4 protein-coding genes and 1 tRNA gene are annotated in these 3,804 nt (G+C 70.8%); 4 read left to right on the top strand and 1 reads right to left on the bottom strand.

What is annotated here, in order from left to right; genetic code table 11:
• Nucleotides 1-243: 243 nt before the first annotated feature.
• Entirely contained in the window at nucleotides 244-870 is a 627-nt protein-coding gene (locus NQ160_RS20365; RefSeq protein WP_257516920.1) for an asparagine synthase, read from the top strand.
• A 79-nt stretch (nucleotides 871-949) separates the two neighbouring features.
• Nucleotides 950-1,022: transfer RNA gene (locus tag NQ160_RS20360), tRNA-Arg, on the top strand.
• 152 nt (nucleotides 1,023-1,174) lie between these two features.
• Here the strand turns inward: NQ160_RS20360 and NQ160_RS20355 are convergent.
• The gene (locus tag NQ160_RS20355) at nucleotides 1,175-2,185 is read right to left on the bottom strand and encodes a hypothetical protein (protein WP_257516919.1); all 1,011 of its coding nucleotides are present in this window, start codon (nucleotides 2,183-2,185) and stop codon (nucleotides 1,175-1,177) included.
• Between the two features lie 302 nt (nucleotides 2,186-2,487).
• Here NQ160_RS20355 and NQ160_RS20350 point away from each other — a divergent pair, with 302 nt between their 5' ends.
• The gene (locus NQ160_RS20350) at nucleotides 2,488-2,931 is read left to right on the top strand and encodes an Hsp20/alpha crystallin family protein (RefSeq protein WP_257514112.1); all 444 of its coding nucleotides are present in this window, start codon (nucleotides 2,488-2,490) and stop codon (nucleotides 2,929-2,931) included.
• A 76-nt stretch (nucleotides 2,932-3,007) separates the two neighbouring features.
• Nucleotides 3,008-3,804: serine dehydratase beta chain (locus tag NQ160_RS20345; RefSeq protein WP_308211508.1), on the top strand; the 797-nt coding region annotated here is incomplete at its 3' end.

Raw genomic sequence — 3,804 nt, 5'->3', positions numbered from 1 at the left:
CATGTCTCGCTCCTTTCGTGAAGGTCGGCCGGGGAGCACCCGTCCGACCAGCGTCCTCAGAAGCTATCGGGGCTGGGGGTGGGGATCATCCGGTTGAGAAGGGCGGGGCGTCGATGGTAGGGATGCCGCTCAGCCGCGGGGACGGGCGGTGCGAGTTCGCGAGCGCCCATTGCTGTGCGCTTCCTCCTGTGCGAATGGATGCCGTCGCACCCGCCGCCGTAGGATCGATGAAAGGGGGGTGCCGTGGCGCTGCGAAAGAAGGCCAAGCAGGACGACATCGTCGCCGAGGGGCTGTACATCGCCTCTGCGGCGACGCGGCTGGCGTTGAAGAACCGCATCCTCGTCGACATCCTCACCGGGGCCGAAGGGTTCGAGGCCTCCCGGTTCGTGCCCGACGCCCGTGAGACGCTGCTGAGCCTCGCCGCCGAGGCGGAAGCCGACGCCGATCGCGCCGAGAAGGAGCGCAAAACGGCCAAGGGGCGCCACACCGACTCGGACGGCACGCACGACTACCGCAGCCGCGACGTGCGCAACCTGCGCAAGCGGCGCAACCAGTCGCTGCACATCGCACAGGCCCTGCGCGAGCGCGCCGAAGACCCGGAAGAACTGGTCAAGCTCGTCGACGACGCCCGGGATGCCGCCTGGTCGGAAGTGGCCAAGAACATCGACCGGTCGCTGCGGATCGAGGCGGCCAGGCCGGACCTGGAGCCCGACTACGACAGGATGCGCCTCGCGCGTATGCAGGCGCTGCGCATGGTGGATCTCCCCAAGCTCCGCGCGCACCGCCGCGCGGCGAGCCACGCCGCTGCGGAGCGTGCCGGCGCCGACCCCGACTCCGACCCCGACGGGAGAGCCGCGGCGGGCGGCTGACGCGCCGAAGCGGCCACGATTCGCGCGACGCCCTCTCGTCGGGTAGGCTTTACGAGGCCCGCGCGACAGTGCAGGCCACGCGCCCGTAGCTCAATGGATAGAGCATCTGACTACGGATCAGAAGGTTGGGAGTTCGAGTCTCTTCGGGCGCACACTGTGTTGAGACAGTAACGAAAGGCCCCGGTTCGCCGGGGCCTTTCGTGTTTCCCGGGTCAGGTCCGCCTGCACGCCTTCACGTGACTTCTCTTGCGGCTTCCAGGCCCCCAAAGGGGCATTGCGGGTCAGGTGAGCGCCGCGAGAGCGGCTACGGGCGCCACCCCGCGCGTGCGAGGGCCTGTCGCACCCGCGCGACGGCGGCAAGCGGCCGCGGGTACAGGTCCGCCGACGTGACCCGGACGACGTCCCATCCGAGGTCGCGGCATCGTGCGTGCTTCGCGATGTCGCGATGCCACTGCGCGCGGTCGGTGCGATGGTGATCGCCTTCGTACTCGACGAGCACGCGCCATCGCGGGTAGGCGATCTCTGTCCAGCCGAACCGGCGTCCGGCGGCATCCGCCAGGTCGAAGTCGAGCGCAGGCTCGGGCAGCCCGCCTGCGGTGAGTGCGAGGCGCAGGTCCGTCTCACCGGGCGACATGCTCCCCACTCGGATGTGCGGCAACGCCTGTCTCAGTCGGGCCACGCCGACGCGACGCCCCGCTGCTGCTGCCGCGAGATCGTCGAGTGTCGCAAGTGGTGCGGTGACGCCGCCGCGGTCACCGTTACGGCGGCGGTGCTGATGCACCATTGCGTCGCCCACCACCACGAGCTGCGAGACGCTGAACACACGGCCGAGCGACGCCCAGGTCGAGGCCGGGCACGCGACCGGCAGCCCGCGGTGCCGCACCACCGCCGTGAGCGACGGTGTGGTCTGGTAGCCGCGCACGCCGGATGTGCGGAGGGGACGGTCCGGGGCGAAGACGGCCACATCGAGTGGTTCACCGCCCGGGTTGCGCGCGGACGACCGTGGCAGGGGTGCGCCCCAGATCGCCGCCGCGGTGATGCCCGTGAAGAATGCGTAGGGCGGCATGACCGTGACGAAGGCTCGCGCCCGTGCGAGCAGATGTTCTCGTCGCGCCTGTTCCCGCTCCGCGGTGCCGGTCGCAGGGTGATCGGCATCGCCGGTGGCATCCGGGGCACGCACGACGCGCGCCCCGCGGAAGGGGGACTCGAGGTCCGCCGCGCGCAATCGACCCGGGCTCACTCCGAGCGCGCGTGCCTCGGCGGCGCTGAAGAACTGCCCGAGGGTCGGTGGCAGGGGAGCGGGCTGTTGCGGCATCCGCTGACCATGCCACTCTCGGGCCCGGCTCGGGCCGGTCGTCCTGCGGTTCGCGGATGCTGCCGCGGCAATCGCCGCCGTGCAGGAAGCGTCGTTGCGCTCACCTGACGCGTGATGCGGCCTCGCCGACCCTGAAGCCGCAACAAGCGTCAGGCGAGTCCGCGCGAAGCGCGAGGAGCGCGCGCCGCGCCCCCTTGCACTCCCGTAGCCGAGTGCTAATCTGGTGCTACTTGAGTCGAGGCGACTCAAGTTTGCGACCTGATGGGTGCCGGCATCCGGCACGGCTCGATAAGGAGACACGAATGGCGAATTATGACCCGCTCCGTGACCTGGAGCGTTTCGCGAGCAACCTGATGGACCCCGCCCGCCGCGGTCCGCGACAGATGCCGATGGACCTTTACCGCGAGGGTGACCACTACGTGCTCGAGGCCGACCTGCCGGGCATCGACCCGGGCTCGGTCGACATCGACGTCGACGGTCAGCTGCTGACCATCCGCGCCGAGCGCACGATCAACGTCGGCGAGGGCGTCAAGTGGATCACCCGCGAGCGCGAGGCCGGCAGCTTTCTGCGCCAGCTGAGCCTCGGGCAGGGGCTCGACACCGAGCGCATCGCCGCGACCTATCGCAACGGCGTTCTCAGCGTGAAGATCCCCGTCAGCGAGAAGGCGAAGCCCCGCAAGGTCGAGGTGACCACCGAGGACTCCGGTCCCTCGCTCAAGGTGAGCGAGTCCGGCCAGGGTCAGTAGACGCCACAGTCCTGACGCAGTCCCGACAGAAGCCCCGGGTGCCCCCGTCCGGGGCTTCTGCACGTAGGGTCGAAGGGTGAGCGCGTACGTCTCGGCGTTCGAGTTGTTCTCCATCGGTGTAGGACCCTCGAGCTCCCATACAGTCGGTCCCATGCGGGCGGGCCGTGATTTCGCTGCCCGCCTGCGCGAGGCCGGTGCCCTGTCGCGCGTCGCGCGCGTGACCTGCACCCTCTTCGGGTCGCTCGGCGCCACCGGCATCGGCCACGGCACTCCCGACGCGGTCGTCGCGGGGCTGCAGGGCCACGCCCCCGAGAGCGTGCACCCCGACACGGTGCGCCGCGCCTGGACCGAGTGGCCCCCGGATGCCGCGCTGCGGCTGGACGGCACCCACCCGGTGCCGTTCGCGAAGGAGCACGTCACGTTCCTCCCGCGCACCCGCCTGCCGGGGCACCCGAACGCCATGACCCTGACGGCGATGGATGCCGCCGGCGCCACCGTGGCCGAAGAGACGTACTACTCCGTCGGCGGCGGCTTCATCCGCCGCGAGGGAGAGCAAGCTCGGGTCGCCGCCCATCCGTTCCCGTTCGCCTATGAGAGCGCCGCAGAGCTGCTGGCGCTGTGCGACGAGCGCGGCATCACGATCGCCGAGGCCGCGCGGCTCAACGAGCAGGCGCTGCGCGACGAGGCCGACGTCGCTGCCGGGCTCGACGCGATCTGGGACGCGATGGCGGCCTGCGTCGAAGCGGGGCTGCAGGCCGACGGCGTGCTGCCGGGCATGCTCAAGGTCAAGCGTCGCGCCGGCATGATCCGCGCCCAGCTCGACGAAGCCGAAGCCGAGGGTCGCCGCGAGCTCCCGGGGGAGTGGCTGGGGGC

The organism is Microbacterium sp. zg.Y909 (assembly GCF_024626565.1).
Note: the sequence above shows the minus strand (reverse complement) of the source record. Positions and strands in the feature narration are given on the sequence as shown.

What these genes read in the sequence shown, in the direction of transcription:
- NQ160_RS20355 (WP_257516919.1), bottom strand. Translation starts at nt 2,185, where the DNA reads ATGCCGCAACAGCCCGCTCCCCTGCCACCGACCCTCGGGCAGTTCTTC.
- NQ160_RS20350 (WP_257514112.1), top strand. Translation starts at nt 2,488, where the DNA reads ATGGCGAATTATGACCCGCTCCGTGACCTGGAGCGTTTCGCGAGCAAC.